The following is a 17840-nucleotide window of genomic DNA, read 5'->3' on the forward strand; positions in this document are numbered from 1 at the left end:
AAGACTAGATTCTAGCTTCTAGATTCTAGATTCTATCTTTTCCGCTCTCGGACTGAAGTCAGTGCTCTTGCGCAAAATGAGCCCTAACCTGAGTCCGAAAGTATGAACTCAATCGGAGGAAGACAATTCAAGCGGACTTTAAAGAAAACCATTGTTTTGCAAATGGCAGTTTTGATGTTGCTTGTCTGGTTCGGTGCGTTCGTGACTCCGGAAAAAGCCCATGCTGCGATTAATAAATACATCAACTATCAGGGAAAACTGCTTGATTCTTCCAAAATCCCGGTGGCGGACGGAACCTATGGCATTGAATTCAAGATTTACGATGCCGTCACTGCCGGCAGTGAACTCTGGTCAGATTCCTTTGATGTTGCTGTTGATGACGGTCTATTCAGCATTTTGCTGGGTTCAAGCGGCACGCTTGACTTGAATTTTGAAGATGAAGCCGGCTACTGGCTGGGTGTTAATGTTGAGGCTGATGGCGAAATGACGCCGCGCAAAGAAATTGGCGCCGCGGCTTATGCATTCAACTCGGATTTATTGGACGGATTGCATGCCACGACTACCGGCGCAATTTCTTCGGCCGTGGTCGCGCTGACTGCCAACGGCAATCTCACCATTACCGGCGATCCCCAAGGCGGCGCGGTTACACAGGGTTCCCTATATATTAATCCAGCCGCTCCGGCAGCCGATGAAACGCTTTTGGGTATCGCAAATAACGGCTCGCAGCGGCTGCTTTTGGATGCGGAAGGCGATCTGACGGTCGCCGGATATGTCTCAACCACACAATTATTTATTGATAGTATTGATGTTCAAACCAGCGCTTCCCGGACAACCTCAGGCGCGTATATCATTGGTGTTGCCGACAACTTCTCGTGGTCGGCCTCAACCAATGTCCAGTTCGTGCTTGAGGATTTGGATCTCGCAATCACTAACGCCTCATCTTCAGCCAACCTTTGGACCGATGCAGGTACATATATATATAACACCCCGGCCGGTGACATTAACCGATTCTATGACAACGGCGATATTAAGTTTGACCAAGTGAGTGATACATTATTTATTGATCAAAGCGCGCACAGTATTGGTATCTTTACAACTTCTCCTACGGCCGCGGCACTTGAGGTTGATGCAAATTCACTTGGAACAACTACGGCAAACAAAATAATTTTAGCAAACACAACCGCCGCCGGCGCTGGTGCACAACAGGTTTCGCCTGCATTAAATTTTAGAAGTCAAGGTTGGTCACTTGCAGAAAGTGCATCTCAAGAAGTGGATTGGCAAGTGTATGTCCTACCTCATCAATACGCTGGTCGACAGGCGACCTCAGATTTATATTTTCAGTATAAATTGGGCGGTGAATCAAGTTATAGAACTGGTATTATTTTTACCGCTCCTTTTGATAGCGGATATGCATCTTTAGCGGCATATAATGGCACTTTTTATAATAGCGTAAGTGTAAGCGCAGTTCTAAGTGTTAGCACCAATGCTTATCTGGCATATACATCTACTGCCTACAGGGTCGGCATCGGCACCAACAGCCCCGGCTACAAGCTGCATGTTGTTGGCACGAGCGGTTTTGATGGCAGCCTTGCTGTTTCATCAACCAATCTCATTTTTGACGCCGCCGGTACAGCCTTCGCAAGTTCAACCGACCGAACTCACTCCGGCGCTTACTACTTGGGTGTTGCCGACAATTTCTCCTGGTCGGCTTCAACCAATGTCCAGTTCGTGCTGGAAGATTTGGACCTTGCGATCACCAACGCCTCATCATCGGCCAATCTTTGGAAAGCAAACGCTTCATATATATATCCGGCCTCAACCACGGCCAATGTTTTCCCTTCATCAAACAATGCGCAAAGCCTAGGAGCGTTTGGTAGTGCCTGGAAAGATATTTATGCTTCGGGCACGTCATATTTAACCAACGTAACGGCGGCAAATTATGTTAATGTTTCCGACGCGACAGTCGGCTATAAAATCGGCGGGAACATAATTTTAAGAAATCCCTATACCCGCAATATACTTCTTGGTCAAAGCGCGGGAGCGGCTCTTAATTCAGATGGCACGGACAATATGTTTCTCGGTTATTTGGCCGGAGCTGCAGCCACTTCTTCAGATTACAATACTTTCATCGGCTCTTACGCCGGCTATGCCAACACTGCCGGTACTGCCAATGCCTTCATTGGCTATGTCGCCGGCTATGCCAACACCACCGGCGCTAATAATATTTTCATCGGCTCTTACGCCGGCTATACCAACACCATCGGCGCAAATAACTCCTTCATCGGTTATGCCGCTGGCCGCTACAGCACTACCGGCTCCTACAACTCCTTTATTGGTAATGCCGCCGGCTATTCAAACACCACCGGTGCTGCCAATGCTTTCATCGGCTATGGTGCTGGCTACTATAACACCACCGGCGCGAATAACACCGCGATCGGTTCTTATGTTTTATACGCCAACACCACAGGCGCGAATAATAGCGCGATCGGTTTTTACGCCTTAAGCGCCAACACCACTGGCGCGAATAACAGCGTGATTGGTTATTTTGCTTCATTTTACAACTCATCGGCCACGAGCACAGTGGCAATCGGTTATCAGGCGGCTCGAGGAACCGCGGCATACAGCAACCAAAACGGCGTGTACATTGGTTACAATGCCGGGTATGCGGCTCAAACAGGGTCGGATAACAATATAATGATTGGTTATCAAGCCGGAGACAGTATAACAACGGGATCTGGCAATTTGCTTATTGGCTATGATGTTGATAATGCCACAAGCACGGCTTCAACCAATTACATAAATATCGGAAATACCATCCAGGGCTGGATCGGTGGAAAAATCTATCCATACAATCATGGAACACAGGATTTGGGCGCATACGGTTATGCCTGGAAAGACATCTGGGCTTCAGGCACGGCCTTCCTCGCGAACGCGAATCTCTCCGGCAATGCTACTGTCCTGGGCTATGTCTCAACCACCCAAGTTTATATAGATAGTATAGATATAGAAGGCCAGGGTACGGGCAATACCACGGCCGGCGCCTACAAAATCGGCACTTATGACGAATTTGACTGGTCCGCAAGCACCAATGTGCAGGATGTGCTTGATGACCTGGACGCCACTCTGACCACGGTTTCTACCTCGGCCATGCTTTGGACCGACGCGGGTACATATATATATAATACCCCGGCCGGAGACATTAACCGGTTTTATGATACCGGCAGTGTCAACTTTGATGCCACCAACACCACGCTTTATGTTGACGCCATGAACAATCGCGTTGGTGTCGGCACGAATAACGCTTTAAGCGTTTTCCATATTCTTGGCAGCTACCCGCAGTTATTAATTAATGACAGTTCGGTTCCGAGCTTCCTGTCTTTGAGGGGTGATGCCAATATCTTCTTCAACAATGCCTCCAACTACAGGATCGCTAGCCAGGCTTATGCAAACCGCGGCACGGCCACGGGCGATACAGTGAGATTTACCATTCAGGGCTCCAATGGATATGTGGGTATTGCCACTTCAACTCCGCAAGTGATGCTCCATGTGTACGACGGGAGTTTCCGTCAGCAAGATACAACCGGCGGCAAGACCGGGCAATTGACCATCTCCACCCTCTCTTCTGGTACGCTAATTCAGGAAACCAATAACGGTCGTATTACGTATAAGGCATATGCTCATACTTGGCAGACTCATGCGGGAACAGAAATTTTCCGAACCAGTGACGGGTTGACCGCAGTTATATTTAATGGAAATATTTTTTCTTACGGTAATCTTTACACCTCATCTTCAAAATTATTTGTTGGAAGTGACACAACTCTCGCCGAATCAACCGACCGCCTTGATTCCGGCGCCTACAATGTGGGCGTGGCCGACAACTTCTCGTGGTCGGCTTCAACCAATGTCCAGTTTGTGCTGGAAGATTTGGACCTCGCCATCACCAACGCCTCATCATCGGCCAATATCTGGAAAGCAAACGCTTCATATATATATCCGGCCTCAACCACGGCCAATGTTTTCCCCTCATCAAACAATGCGCAAAGCCTGGGTGCGTTTGGCAGCGCCTGGAAAGATATTTACGCTTCAGGCACAGCGTATTTAACCAACGTAACGGCGGCAAATTATGTTAATGTTTCCGACGCGACCGTCGGATATAAAATCGGCGGGAACATTATTTTAAGAAATCCCTATACTCACAATACACTTATCGGGCAAAACGCAGGGGCAAACATCAATTCAGATGGCACGGATAATACTTTTATTGGTTATTTCGCTGGGTACACAGCCACTTCAACAGATTATAACGTTTTTATCGGTCCTTACGCCGGCCAGAACAATGCTGCCGGCGCTAATAATTCCTTTATCGGCTATGCCGCTGGCAAAGACAACACTACTGGCAGTGGCAACTCCTTCATCGGTTATGTCGCCGGCTATGCCAATACCATTGGCAATTATAACTCCTCCATCGGCTATGCCGCCGGCTATGCCAACACCACCGGCTCTTACAACTCCTTTATCGGCAATGCCGCCGGCCAAACCAACACCACCGGCGCGAATAACACCGGGGTTGGTTATTCCGCTTTATACTCCAACACCACCGGCGTGAATAACACCGCGGTTGGTTATTCCGCTCTATTCTATAACTCATCGGCCACAAGCACGGTGACAATTGGTTATCAGGCGGCGCGAGGAACCGCGGCATATAGCAACCAAAATGGCGTGTATATTGGTTACAGAGCGGGGTATGTTGTTCAAACAGGGTCGGATAACAATATAATGATCGGTTTTCAAGCCGGAAACAGTATCACAACCGGCGCTAATAATATATTGATTGGTTATGATGTTGATACACCGCTCGCAACCACATCTAACTACTTAAACATTGGCAATCGGATTTATGGAAGTCTAACGGATGGAATTTTAAATATCCAGCCAAACGGTGATTCCAACAATTATTCCCGATTTGCGACGGTTGATGCACAACCCATACTATATTTCGTTTCATCAACCATGACTAACTATTCCGGCTTCCGCTTGAATTCCTCTACCGGCGAAATGGAGTATCGCGATGAGGATTCAGCGACGTATACACCATTTGACACAATCGCGGCCGGAGCGGGTATCTGGTCAACCGGCGCTTCATATATATATCCGGCCTCCACCACGGCCAATGCTTTCCCCTCATCAAACAATGCGCAAAGCCTGGGTGCGTTTAGCAGCGCCTGGAAAGATTTTTATGCCTCCGGAACTTCATATCTCACCGGCGTATTGAATTCTGACGGAGCTCTTGGCGCGCCAAGCTACTCTTTCGCCGCAGATTCTGATACAGGTATGTTTTGGGCGGGTACGGGCAATGTTCGTTTCTCTTCAAACGGAGCGAGCATAGTGACCATGGGCAATTCTGAAGTGGATGTCGGCGGTTCAATTCTGCCAACCGCCAATAATACCCGAGATTTAGGCGCTTTCTCTTATGCCTGGCGCAATATCTATGCCTCCGGCACGGCATTCTTAACCGGTATTCAAAATTCAGTCGGAGCCGTCGGCACGCCAAGCTACAGTTTTGCCGGAGATACAAACACAGGAATCTACAGTCCATTATCCGATGCGGTTGCGATCGCTGTAAATGGTGCTCAACGATTCCAGGTAACCGCAACTGGCGCACAAGTAACCGGAACTGTCTATTCGGACGCAAATAATTCACGGGACATCGGCTACTTTGGAAATGCCTGGAATGATATCTTCGCGTCCGGTACAGCCTTCCTCGCGGATGCAAATCTCTCCGGCAATGCCACGGTCCTGGGTTATGTCTCTACCACGCAGTTATTTATTGATAGTATTGATGTTCAAACCAGCGCTTCCCGGACAACCTCGGGCGCTTATGTCATTGGTGTGGCCGACAATTTCTCCTGGTCCGCCTCAACCAATGTCCAGTTCGTGCTGGAAGATTTGGACCTTGCGATCACCAACGCCTCCTCATCCGCCAATATCTGGAAACTCGGGGCTTCATATATATATCCGGCATCCACCACGGCCGATATCCTGGCCGGCGCCGCAACTCCGGACGGTGTCTCGCCGTTCTATGTTGATATTGCCGGCGGCGACAGATTACTTCAGCTGTATAAAGTATATGGCGGCACGCTCGCCGCCGGCGCAGCCAACTATGGTCTGCACGCCCAGGTTTCAAGCACGGTTGATGTGGCGGATCAAATTTATCAAATGTATGGCGCCTATAGCCAAGCCGAATTCGCCGGCACTTATGATTCCGGCTCAGGCGGCTCGATTACGGTTACTGGTTCATACTCTGAAGGCCGGTCCGCGACTAATACCATGTATATTTACGGCGCGTATAATTATGGTCTTCAGGAAGCCGGCGCGACCGCGGATACGGTTTACGGCGCATATAATCGGGCAATTTCCGCTGGGTCAACAAATACCGGCGTTTATGGCACATTTTCCGATGCTCAAGGCGACGGCATAAGCCGCGCTTATGGCGTATATTCAACAGTAACCGGCGGCACATCCAATTATGGTTTCAGTGCCTCGGTAACCGACGGCGCGGCCGGATCAAACTACGGCGTCAATCTTATGGTCTCGGACGGCCTGGGTTCTAACTACGGTATTTCCGCCAGTGTTTCGGGTTCAGCCGGTGGCACAGTGCAATACGGCGGCCAATTCACTGTCGGGGGCGCGGCAGGTGATACAAATTACGGCATTGATGCCGAAGTAACCGGATTCGGTGTTGGTGATACGAACTATGGTGTTTATGCTAATGTGACCGGCGCGGCGGCTAACTGGGCCGGCTGGTTTGCGGGAGGCGACGTTTATGTGGAAAATAAATTATTTGTTTCAAGCTCGGAGCTTTTTATCGGCACTGATACCGCTCTCTCCGAATCAACCGGCCGCCTTGATTCCGGCGCCTACAATGTGGGTGTTGCCGACAATTTTGCCTGGTCGGCCTCAACCAATGTCCAGTTCGTGCTTGAAGATTTGGACGCGGCAATTACCGCCGCTGGAGGCATCTGGACCGACGCAGAAGGTTATATTTATCCGACCGCGGCCGGCGATTATTACGACACCGGCGCGCGCATATACGACAACGGCGAAATCAACACCGATTCAAATCTCGTGGTTGATGGCTATGCCGCTTTCGGCACGGCAACTGACACCTCAAAAATCGTGAATATTGAAAACACCGCCACGGATAAATACGGTTTGTATTCTCATACCACATCCACTTCTCTTATTCCGGGCGACTGGTATCAAGTACCTTCGGGCGCGGCCGGATATTTCCTGGCCGATGGCAGCTACGGTGGCGTTCGTACAAATACCGGAATTATGAGCCGGGCGGTGGGCGTTGCATTATTTAATTCCGGCAATGTTAGCCATGCGTATAATGCGACAAATTATAATTTCGCGTATTTTGGCACCGCGAGCGGCACAAATTCCTATGTTGTTTATGGCTTGAATCCGAGCTATGGCACGACCGTTGATGCCTGGGGTGGATATCTTGAAGTGAATACAACGGCAAATGGTGGTACGTCTGATCACGTCGGCATGGAAACCAAGGTTGGCGGCGCGGATGCTAACTGGGGTTATAAAACAACCACCTCGGCTCCGTCGGGTGAAAAAGCCTATGGTTTTTGGGCCAATGTTGATGTGCAAGCCGCTTCGGAGTCCTACGGTATATATTTGACACTGGATGATTTAACCGGAGTCAGTACCAACCTTTATGGCTCAAGTATGAGTGTGAAGGGCAACGCAGCAGGCTATGCCGGTACTATTTACGGCAATAAGATCGTTGCCCAATATGGCGGTACTATTTACGGCCTTGATATTGATATTGATAACATTCATAACTATGGCTATGGCGTCAATGTATCAGTTGACGGCGCCAGCTATAGCCCCGTGGTCTACTTGGCGGGAAAAAGTTTAAAAAATTTCGGTGTGCGCGGCATGGCGGCTTCTGACACCGCGGATGTGGTTGGAGTTTACGGTTTGGGTACGGGCAACGGTGGCGACAATAGTATTTTTGGCATGGTCGGTAAAGCCACGGGCGGCATCTCTCAATATGGCGCTTATCTTGAAGCGGTTGGTGACACTTCGGATGCTACCTATGGCCTTTATTCAAGAACCAATACCGGAGATTCGGCCACAAGTTACGGCGTGTATTCATATGCGGTCGGCGGCGCCGATTCTACTAACTACGGTGTCTATGCCGTGGCCACGGACGGTGCTTCAACTCCGGTCGTGAACTATGGCATCTTCGCGTCGTCATCCGCCGCTACAACAAACTGGGCCGGCTGGTTTGGCGCCGGGGATGTTTATGTGGAAAATAAATTATTTGTTTCAAGCTCAGAGCTTTTTATCGGTACGGATACCGCTCTCTCCGAATCAACCGACCGCCTTGATTCCGGCGCCTACAACGTCGGCGTGGCCGACAATTTCTCCTGGTCCGCCTCAACCAATGTCCAGTTCGTGCTGGAAGATTTGGATGCCACTCTGACCACGGTTTCCACCTCGGCCATGCTTTGGACCGATGCGGGTACATATATATACAACACTCCGGCCGGGGACAAGAACCGCTTCTATGATAACGGCGCCGTGCTCTTCGGCCAGTCATGGAATACTTTCTTTGTCAGCGGCACCTCGAACTACGTGGGCATTGGCACGGCCACGCCTTCAACCACTCTGCACATCGTTGGAACGTCATATCCTTTTGTACTGGTCGAAGGCAGTTCCATCTCAAAATTTACCGCACTCCGTGCCGACAGCAAGATTTTCTTTACGAGCACGGAAAATTTTAATATCAGCAGCCAGCCATATGCCAACCGCGGAACCGCCGCGGGTGAGACATTAAGATTTACCATCCTGGGCTCTAATGGCTATGTGGGTATCAATACCGCGTCGCCGACTTCCACTCTTCAGGTCACGGGCGGAGATGTGCATTTCCAGGCAACCGGCGGAGCCCCGGGTACATATTGGGACTACGATACCGGTTATCTGGGCATCGGGACGACCGGGCCAGTGGCGAAATTGAATATTAGTGTTTCTGGTGACGGGACTGAAGCTTTGAGATTTTCCACGGAAAGAGCATGGACATTCCGCCAGAGTGGCGTGGGGGGAGCGGCGAAACTGCAACTTAAAGACCTCAGCGGGCAGAAATATTTTGAAATTACCGGATTTGATGATTCTGTTACGGCCTCTTTTTACAATGACTTTGCAACACCTGCGGGTAGCAGGGTTTTGTTGTTACCAGGCGGCGGCAACGTCGGCATTGGCACAACCGCGCCAAATTATCTCCTGCATGTCTCCGGCACGAGCGCGTTCATGGATAATATGTACGTCTCGTCATCTGAATTATTTATCAATACCAGCACTTATCTTTCCGAATCAACGGCAAGAGACGATTCCGGCGCCTACAACGTCGGCGTGGCCGACAATTTCTCCTGGTCGGCTTCAACCAATGTCCAGTTTGTGCTGGAAGATTTGGACCTTGCCATCACCAACGCCTCATCGTCGGCCAATATCTGGAAAGCAAACGCTTCTTATATATATCCGGCCTCAACCACGGCCAATGTTTTCCCTTCATCAAACAATGCGCAAAGCCTAGGAGCGTTTGGTAGTGCCTGGAAAGATATTTACGCTTCAGGCACAGCGTATTTAACCAACGTAACGGCGGCAAATTATGTTAATGTTTCCGACGCGACCGTCGGATATAAAATCGGCGGGAACATAATTTTAAGAAATCCCTACACCCGCAATACACTTCTTGGGCAAGGCGCGGGAGCAGCGCTTAATTCAGACGGCACGGACAATACTTTTATCGGTCATGGCGCCGGAAATGTTGCCACTTCAACGGATTATAATGCCTTCGTTGGTGCTTACGCCGGCTATGCCAATACTATTGGTAATTATAACTCCTTTATTGGCTATGCCGCTGGTTTTTCCAATACCATTGGTGCGAATAATACCTTTATCGGTAATGCCGCCGGCCAATCCAACACCACCGGCGCGGGTAACATCGCAATCGGTTCGGCTGCTTTATATACCAATTCCACTAGCGCGAATAATACCGCGATTGGTAATGCTGCTTTACGCTACACCACCGGCGCGAATAATACCGGGGTTGGTTATGCCGCTTTATACACCAATACCACTGGTGCGGGTAACACCGGGGTTGGTTCTTATACTCTATACGCCAACACCACCGGTACGAATAACACCGCCATCGGTTTATATGCCTTAAGCGCTAACACCACCGGCTCATATAACACCGCGATCGGTTATTATTCTTCACTCTATAACTCATCGGCCACAAGTACGGTGGCAATTGGTTATCAAGCGGCACGAGGAACCGCGGCATACAGCAACCAAAACGGCGTGTACATTGGTTACAATGCCGGGTATGCGGCTCAGACAGGGTCAAATAACAATATAATGATTGGTTATCAAGCCGGAGATAGTATAACAACGGGATCTGGCAATTTGCTTATTGGCTATGACGTTGATAATGCCACAAGCACGGCTTCAACCAATTACATAAATATCGGAAATACCCTTCAGGGCTGGATCGGTGGAAAAATTTATCCATACAACCAGGGAACACAGGATTTGGGCGCATACGGCTATGCCTGGAAAGATATCTTCGCCTCCGGCACGGCCTTCCTCGCGAACGCGAATCTCTCGGGCAATGCCACGGTCCTGGGTTATGTCTCTACCACGCAGTTATTTATTGATAGTATTGATGTTCAAACCAGCGCTTCCCGGACAACCTCGGGCGCTTATGTCATTGGTGTTGCCGACAACTTCTCCTGGTCCGCCTCAACCAATGTCCAGTTCGTGCTGGAGGATTTGGATCTCGCGATCACCAACGCCTCATCTTCAGCCAACCTTTGGAAAGCAAATGCTTCATATATATATCCGGCCTCAACCACGACTAAAATTTATGTTCCAAAGCAAGCGTATCCAATTCCATCCCTGACTTTTTCCGATGATCCGGACACGGGTTTCGGGTCCATAACCGCGAATCAACTAACTTTTTACGCCGGAGGAACCGAATCCTTCACCGCGAAGGCTTCGGGTATATTAAATTATATAAACTGGAAAGCTCCGGCAACGAATAGCCAATTAAATGTTTTGGGAGCAATCACTACGGGAAGCGGAAATACGGCCTTTAGAATTGGTAATGAGAATGCTCTTTATGGAACCGACAGAGTTCTGGCAGTTTATTCCGGAAATCTTAACGGCGAACTGCTGACTGTCTTAGCAAACGGCAGTGTCGGCATGGGTGACACTACGCCGGATTTTGGCTTAGAGGTCGCCACTTCAACCGCGAGCGGTTTTCTGGCGGTTTCTTCAGTTTCGGGTAATAACGGCGACCTGTTCATGGTGGATGAAGCCGGTCGGGTCGGCATCAACACCACCGATCCCGGTTACAAGCTGCATGTTGTTGGCACGAGCGGCTTTGACGGCAGTCTTGCTGTTTCATCAACCAATCTTATCTTTGACGCATCGGGTACGGCTATCGCAAGCTCAACCGACCGTCTGCATTCTGGCGCATATTTCGTCGGCGTTGATTCAGCCAATATTACTCAATCGGCTTCAACCAATGTCCAGTTTGTGCTTGAGGATTTTGACCTTGCCATCGTTTCGGCCGGTTCAAAATGGACCGATGCCGCGGGTTATATTTATCCGACCGTGGCCGGCGATTACGGCGGAACCGGCATGAAAATAGCTGACGACGGTGAAATTAGCACCGATGGCAATCTCACGGTTGACGGTAAGGTTGCAATTGGCACAACTATATTGGGTACGCGGATGTTGAACATTATTCAAGCCGGCACGGGAGTTAGTAACTATGGCATCAATGTGACAGCATCGGGCGCGGGCACGAACAATTATGCCATTTACGCAACCGCTACAGGAGGAGCCGCGGCGAATTGGGCCGCCTATTTCGGTGCCGGTAATGTCGCGGTCCTTAATGGCAATATGTATGTTGGCGCAACCACGGAGACGATTACGGATACGACTTTTAGTATGGCCGGTGATGATTTCTATGATTCAGGCATGATTGGCGCGGCGGTGGCTTTATATACAAATGGATATATTTGCGTCGGCGGTGATGGATGCGGAACCGACGCGGGTACAGTATATGTTATTCAAGCTGGCACGGGAGTTAGTAACTACGGTGTCCATGTAACGGCATCAGGCGCGGGCACGACCAACTATGGCGTTTATGCGACCGTTTCAGGAAGCGCGACAAATTATGCATTTTATTCGCCAGACGCCGGCGGCTACTCCTACTTCGGCGACCACGTGGCAATTGAGGATGCGGCGGTTTCGGATAATTACGCGCTTGGTATTTTGGAAACATTCTCCGGCGCCGGCATCACTGGCTTGCAGACCGGCGTGAGCACCACAGTTGCATTTACCGGCAGCGTTGGCGCCGGAAATTACTATTTTGGCGCGCAAAGCGATGTGGCGACATGGAGCGGAACCGCCGGCGACGCGAACGATATGCTAATTGGCAATGCGGCGCAAATTTATGTAACAACAACCGGCGGTAAAACTTTGGAAGATGCCAGAGCATTCTATGGATATTCCCGGGTTTCGGATGGCTATGTGAGTAGTACCTATGGCGTTTATGGTACGAGCAACAACAGTGGTGGTCTGGTGGATTATGCATACGGCGGCTACTTTAGCGCCGAGGGCACAGCTACGGATAATTATGGTATATATGCCTCTGCGGAAGACGGCCAGCATCAGATCGGTGGCAATTTTGTAGCAACTGGATCAACGGGCGATTCGACCTATGGAGTAAAAATCGATGTAGCGGGTGGTGATAAAAATTATGGGGTGTACACAGTGGTTGGTAGTGCCGACTCGGAATCATATGCAGTATATGGCAGAACGACCGGAGGTATTTATTCAGTAGGCTCAACTTCTTATGGGGGTTACTTTACGGGCCTAGCAGTCGCTTCGACCACGTATGGCGTGTATGCAAATGCGAGTAACGGCACAACCGCAAGTTATGGCGTATTTGCAAAAGGCACGACCGCCGGGGTTTATGCGGAAAATCCCGCCGATGCCAATGATTATACTCAGCTCTTAAATGTTAGCGGCGGCACGGTGAATGGGGTAAATACACAAATAATTCATAATGACGCAGCCACTGCTTACGGCAGTAAAATTACAGTAACGGGTTCTGCGGGCAACGCTGGAGATTTGCAGGGAGTAAGCGCTACCTTGACCGGAGTCGCCTATGATCCGAGTTCATACGCCTATGGCGGGTATTTCAGCGCGGCAGTAACAGCATCTAGCACCTATGGCATTTATGCTAATGCATCCGGAGGGACGCAGCAAAGCGTTGGCGTCTTCGCAAAGGGTACAAGCGCCGGCGTATTTGCGGAAAACCCGGCCGATGCGAGCGACTATACCAAGCTCATGTATGTGGACGGCGGCACAATTCATGGAGTTAGGGTTGACATTCAGCACAATAATGCGGCCGAAGCGCATGGCCTCGACATCGGCGTCACCGGCACCGGAGCAAATCCAGGTGATTTATACGGTGCGAAGGTGCAAACATTGGGCACAGTTTATGATGCGGATTCACTTGCCTATGGCGGATATTTTTACAACACGGTCACCGCTTCAACTACCTATGGCGTTTATGGAAAGGCAGCAAACACATCCGAGGGAAGCACCAGTTATGGACTTTACGGTGAAGCAATCGATGGACCCGGTGTTGGATTGCAAGTTGGCGTAATGGGTGTTGCCGGTGATGCTCTTTACAGTATGGGCGTGAGAGCGCAATCGCCAAAGATTGCCCTTGCTGCTGAAGATAGTAATGATATAAATAATCACTCGGTTTATCTTGCTCATTGGGCAGCCAGTAATGAAGCCGTGGGTGTGACAATAAATAATCTTGCCTCATTAAATATGTCAGATGTTTCAAGGGAAGGTCTGATAGTAAGTGTCAGCGGTTATCCCGGAAACACACGGAAAGTTACTGGTATTGATGTAGCTGCCAATAAGCTGGGTGGAGTCGGTGATATTTTTGGCATAGATGTGGATACAAATTCAAATTCAACTAGTTCAGTTAATGTGTATGGCATCAGATCTATTACAACCGGAGACAACAATAGCGCTGACGGTGAAATATATGCCGGATATTTTGACATAACAAGCAGCGATGCATCATCGTCAATTGGCGTTTATGCGAACGCCGCGAGCGGCGACACTAACTGGGCATTCTACGGCGGAGGAGTAACTGATTCGGCCTTTGGCGGCGATATCTATGTCGGATATGGAAATGCCGGGGATGATGATTATGTGTATTTTGACGGTGGCTCAACCGAGTATCTTGTATGGGATAATGCAAACGCCCGATTTAGATTTAGCGACGATTTGGTCGCGGATGGCAATGTGTATGTCGGCAATAGCAGCCAGGTTGACGATGATTATGTTTATTTTGATCAAGCCGCAGAATGGATTGTTTATGATGAGTCAGTAGACGATAGGTTTGAGATTACCGGCCAAGTATATATTATTACTGACACACAGTCCACGAATGGTATTTGCGGATCCAATGCCGCAGTGGGTAGTACAGAGCTATATGATTGCAGCGGCACGCCGGGAGATATTGCCGAGTGGTATCCGATCGTTGAAGATGCGGTTGCCGGTGACATAGTCTATGCGGCAAGCAGTACGATTACATACTCGGAAGTATTATTTGATCCAGTATCAGGCCTCTCAACCAGCAGTACGGGAACGTATAATACATCCGTGGTTGACCGCGCTTCTAAACCCTACGACTCAAGAATAATTGGCATCGTTTCAACGAGCCCGGTTCAGAGATTTGGAGAGAATGTCCGTGAAGTGTCATCAAGCACCGCAGTGATTGCACTCATCGGCCGCGTGCCGACAAGGGTTTCGGATGCCAATGGTCCCATTAAAGCCGGTGATCAAATAACTTCCTCTGATATTAGGGGCGTTGGAATGAAATCCACCAAGCCGGGCATGGTCGTGGGCACGGCGCTCGAAGATTGGAGCGGGTCCGGAGAAACAACCATCATGGTATTTGTTAACCCGATGTGGTATTCGGGTGGAGCGATACAAAATAATGGGGACAAATCAACATTTGTTGACAATTTCTCTTTTGAGCCAGCCTTGTTTGCAACTTCCTCAACTCCGGCCATTGATTCATTCGGCCTCTCGTTCCGCGGTTCGGGTTGGGATACGGTTTCCAGTACCGAAAGAATTTTGAGCATGACAATTTTGAATGAAGTTTCATCCACTGATGAATTCGGTTTAGCTATTAATAATAGTGATGACGAAAAAGTCGCCTATGTTTCAAATAATGGTGACTTGATGATTTCCGGCCGGCTGTATCCGTCCGACCGCGGCGTCATGCAGAGCGACAAATATATTTTCTTGGATACAAGCGGCGGATTGGGCGACTACATGCGCACCAATGCCGACGGCTGGGCAACCGGTAGCTATGATTATGCCGAAATGTTCTATTCCGATGACGGCCTCACGGCTGGTGAAATCGTGACCGTTGGCACGGCTGACGAAACCGTGGCGCGCAGCGCGAGCGCTTACCAAAATCCGCTGCTCGGCATCGTCTCAACCAAGCCGGGATTCATTGCCGGTGAATTTGCCACTTCAACTCATCCAGTGGCGCTCTCCGGCCGCGTTCCGACCCGTGTGACGAACGTGAATGGCGCTATCGCCATCGGCGATCCGATTACGAGTTCTGACATTCCGGGCGTGGGCATGAAAGCCACGGCAAACGGACCGATCGTGGGCTATGCGCTTGAAGCATCAGATTCGGCGGCTGATGAAATTATTCTATATGTTAATCCGGGTTGGTGGAACGGCGGTACAACGAGCGCCATTCCGGGCGCCGAAGGGGGCGCTTCCGGATTCCCGGCGGTTCCGGGCGAGGTTACATATATTAACGGCGATCTGGATATCACCGGCCATGATCTCTATGGCGTGAAAAAGATTTACGGCAATGGTTACAAATGGGAGATTGACGAAAATGGCGTGGTTATTTCGCGCGTGGAAACCGGCGGCGGACAAAAAGAAGTCTTTGGCGTCACCGCCACCCAGGCCGAAATTATTGTGAGCGGTTCGGGCATTACGGAAAATGGCGCCGCAACGGTTGAATTCAGCGCCGAAGTTGTTGCCCTGCTCTCATCCTCCAATTTAAATGTTAAAGTAATCGTTACGCCGACCTCGGCAAATACGGCCGGTCTTGCAGTAACGGCCAAATCATCGGCCGGATTCACGGTGACCGAACTCAATTCCGGTACTAACGCGGTGACGTTTGATTGGATGCTCATGGCTCCGCGCGCCGGATACGAAAGAACGCTTGAAGATTACATTGTAAATCCGGCAAGCGCGGCGCCACTGGAAGAATCTTCTTCAACCGAACCAGTCGTGCCTCCGGAAGAGTCGGGTTCATCAACCGAACCGATTATACCTCCGGAAGAATCTGGTTCTTCAACTGAACCAATAATTCCGTAATAATCAAAACAAAAAATCCCCTGAACGAAGTCGAAGGGGGATTTTTTAACTGCTTAATTATCTCAATTTTTTTTGGGGTAATTAAGAAGGAATGGGAGCGCTTTAGTAAGTTGGCGGCTCCCAGAAGCCAGAGAAGTGGAGTTACTCCTGGTAAATGGCGTCGTAGGTTGCTTCGAAGTGTTCCGAGCTATCAAGACCGCTTAGCGCGACTACGCCGGACACGTCGTGTCCAACCGCCGCATTCACGATCCCGATGAACTCGGGTCCGTAGCAAACCGCTTCGCCATCGGTTAGGAACCAGGAATCGTACACATCGGCGAGGATTTGGCGCACGCACTCTTGGCCGCAGCCGTGGTAGGCCCACAGCGTGCCAAAAAGCGCGTACCCGATCTGCCGGTCGGGTTGCGAACTCGGCGTGGCGACTTCGGTGAGTTCAGCGCCGCTGTTGACCGCTTCAACCGCCGTCTTGTAGATGGCGATGTAGATGCGGTCAAAAACGATGATGTCCTCAAGGAATTCAACCAGTCCGTGATTCCAGATTCCGCCGCAGAAGGGTGACCAGAGGAAGGCATGGGCGAGCTCGTGCGTGGCCGCGGCTTCGAAAGTTCGCGGAACGCCCTCGTCGTCGAGGTAAGAGACCGTGGGCTCGTTCACGAAACTGTCCTCGTTTACCAGCGCGCCGGACCAGTCGGCATGAACCGTCTGTCCCGAACCCATGGCAAACAGAGCGAGGTTGAGCGTGCGGTAGCCGGAGTCGTAGTAGCGGTCCACTGCCGTGGGAGGCCGGTATCCGGTCCAGCTGACGAGTTCCGCGTAATAGGGCAGAATCTCGGTCTGAACCTGGGCAAGTACCTCGTCGCTGACCGTACAGCCGGCGCAGGCCGCGCGAAGTTCCGTACCGGTGGTGCAGGAAGAAATCGGCGTCTCGTCAATCTCGGCCGGGCAGGTGCCGCCATCCGAATAGACATTGTCGCCGCACCAGTTGTACTTGGTGAGGTTGCTGCATGTCCGGTTGATGAGGCAGAGGTCGTTCGTGCAGATGGAGCCGTCGTTGCAGTCGTCGTGCGAGCCGCAGAATGGCGGGTTGAACTCCGCCGAAACCGGCGGGTTGGCGAGCGCGACCGGATTGATTCCGGCCGGCTCTTGGTAGCAGGCGGGAATCATGATCGCCACGAGGACGATCGCGGCCGTTCGCTTCATGTGGGTTTCCTCTCAATATTGTAAGGAGCTTGTTTGTTCAGTCATGAAAGACGGAATTGTCCTTCAATTACATTTTAACATTAAATTATAGCAGATATTAAGAGTTT

The 17840-nt window shown here is 50.3% G+C and carries 2 protein-coding genes; one reads left to right on the top strand and one right to left on the bottom strand.

Going from position 1 to position 17840, the window contains the following annotated elements; genetic code table 11:
* Window positions 1–102: 102 nt before the first annotated feature.
* Complete coding sequence (locus tag PHW53_01610) at window positions 103–16533, top strand: hypothetical protein (protein ID MDD4995147.1); 16431 nt, start codon at window positions 103–105, stop codon at window positions 16531–16533.
* A 141-nt stretch (window positions 16534–16674) separates the two neighbouring features.
* Here PHW53_01610 and PHW53_01615 read toward each other — a convergent pair whose 3' ends face one another.
* The gene (locus tag PHW53_01615) at window positions 16675–17733 is read right to left on the bottom strand and encodes a hypothetical protein (protein ID MDD4995148.1); all 1059 of its coding nucleotides are present in this window, start codon (window positions 17731–17733) and stop codon (window positions 16675–16677) included.
* Window positions 17734–17840 lie beyond the last annotated feature (107 nt).

Source organism: Patescibacteria group bacterium (assembly GCA_028710985.1).
In the GTDB taxonomy this organism is placed as follows: domain Bacteria; phylum Patescibacteriota; class Patescibacteriia; order JAHJFT01; family JAHJFT01; genus JAQTTB01.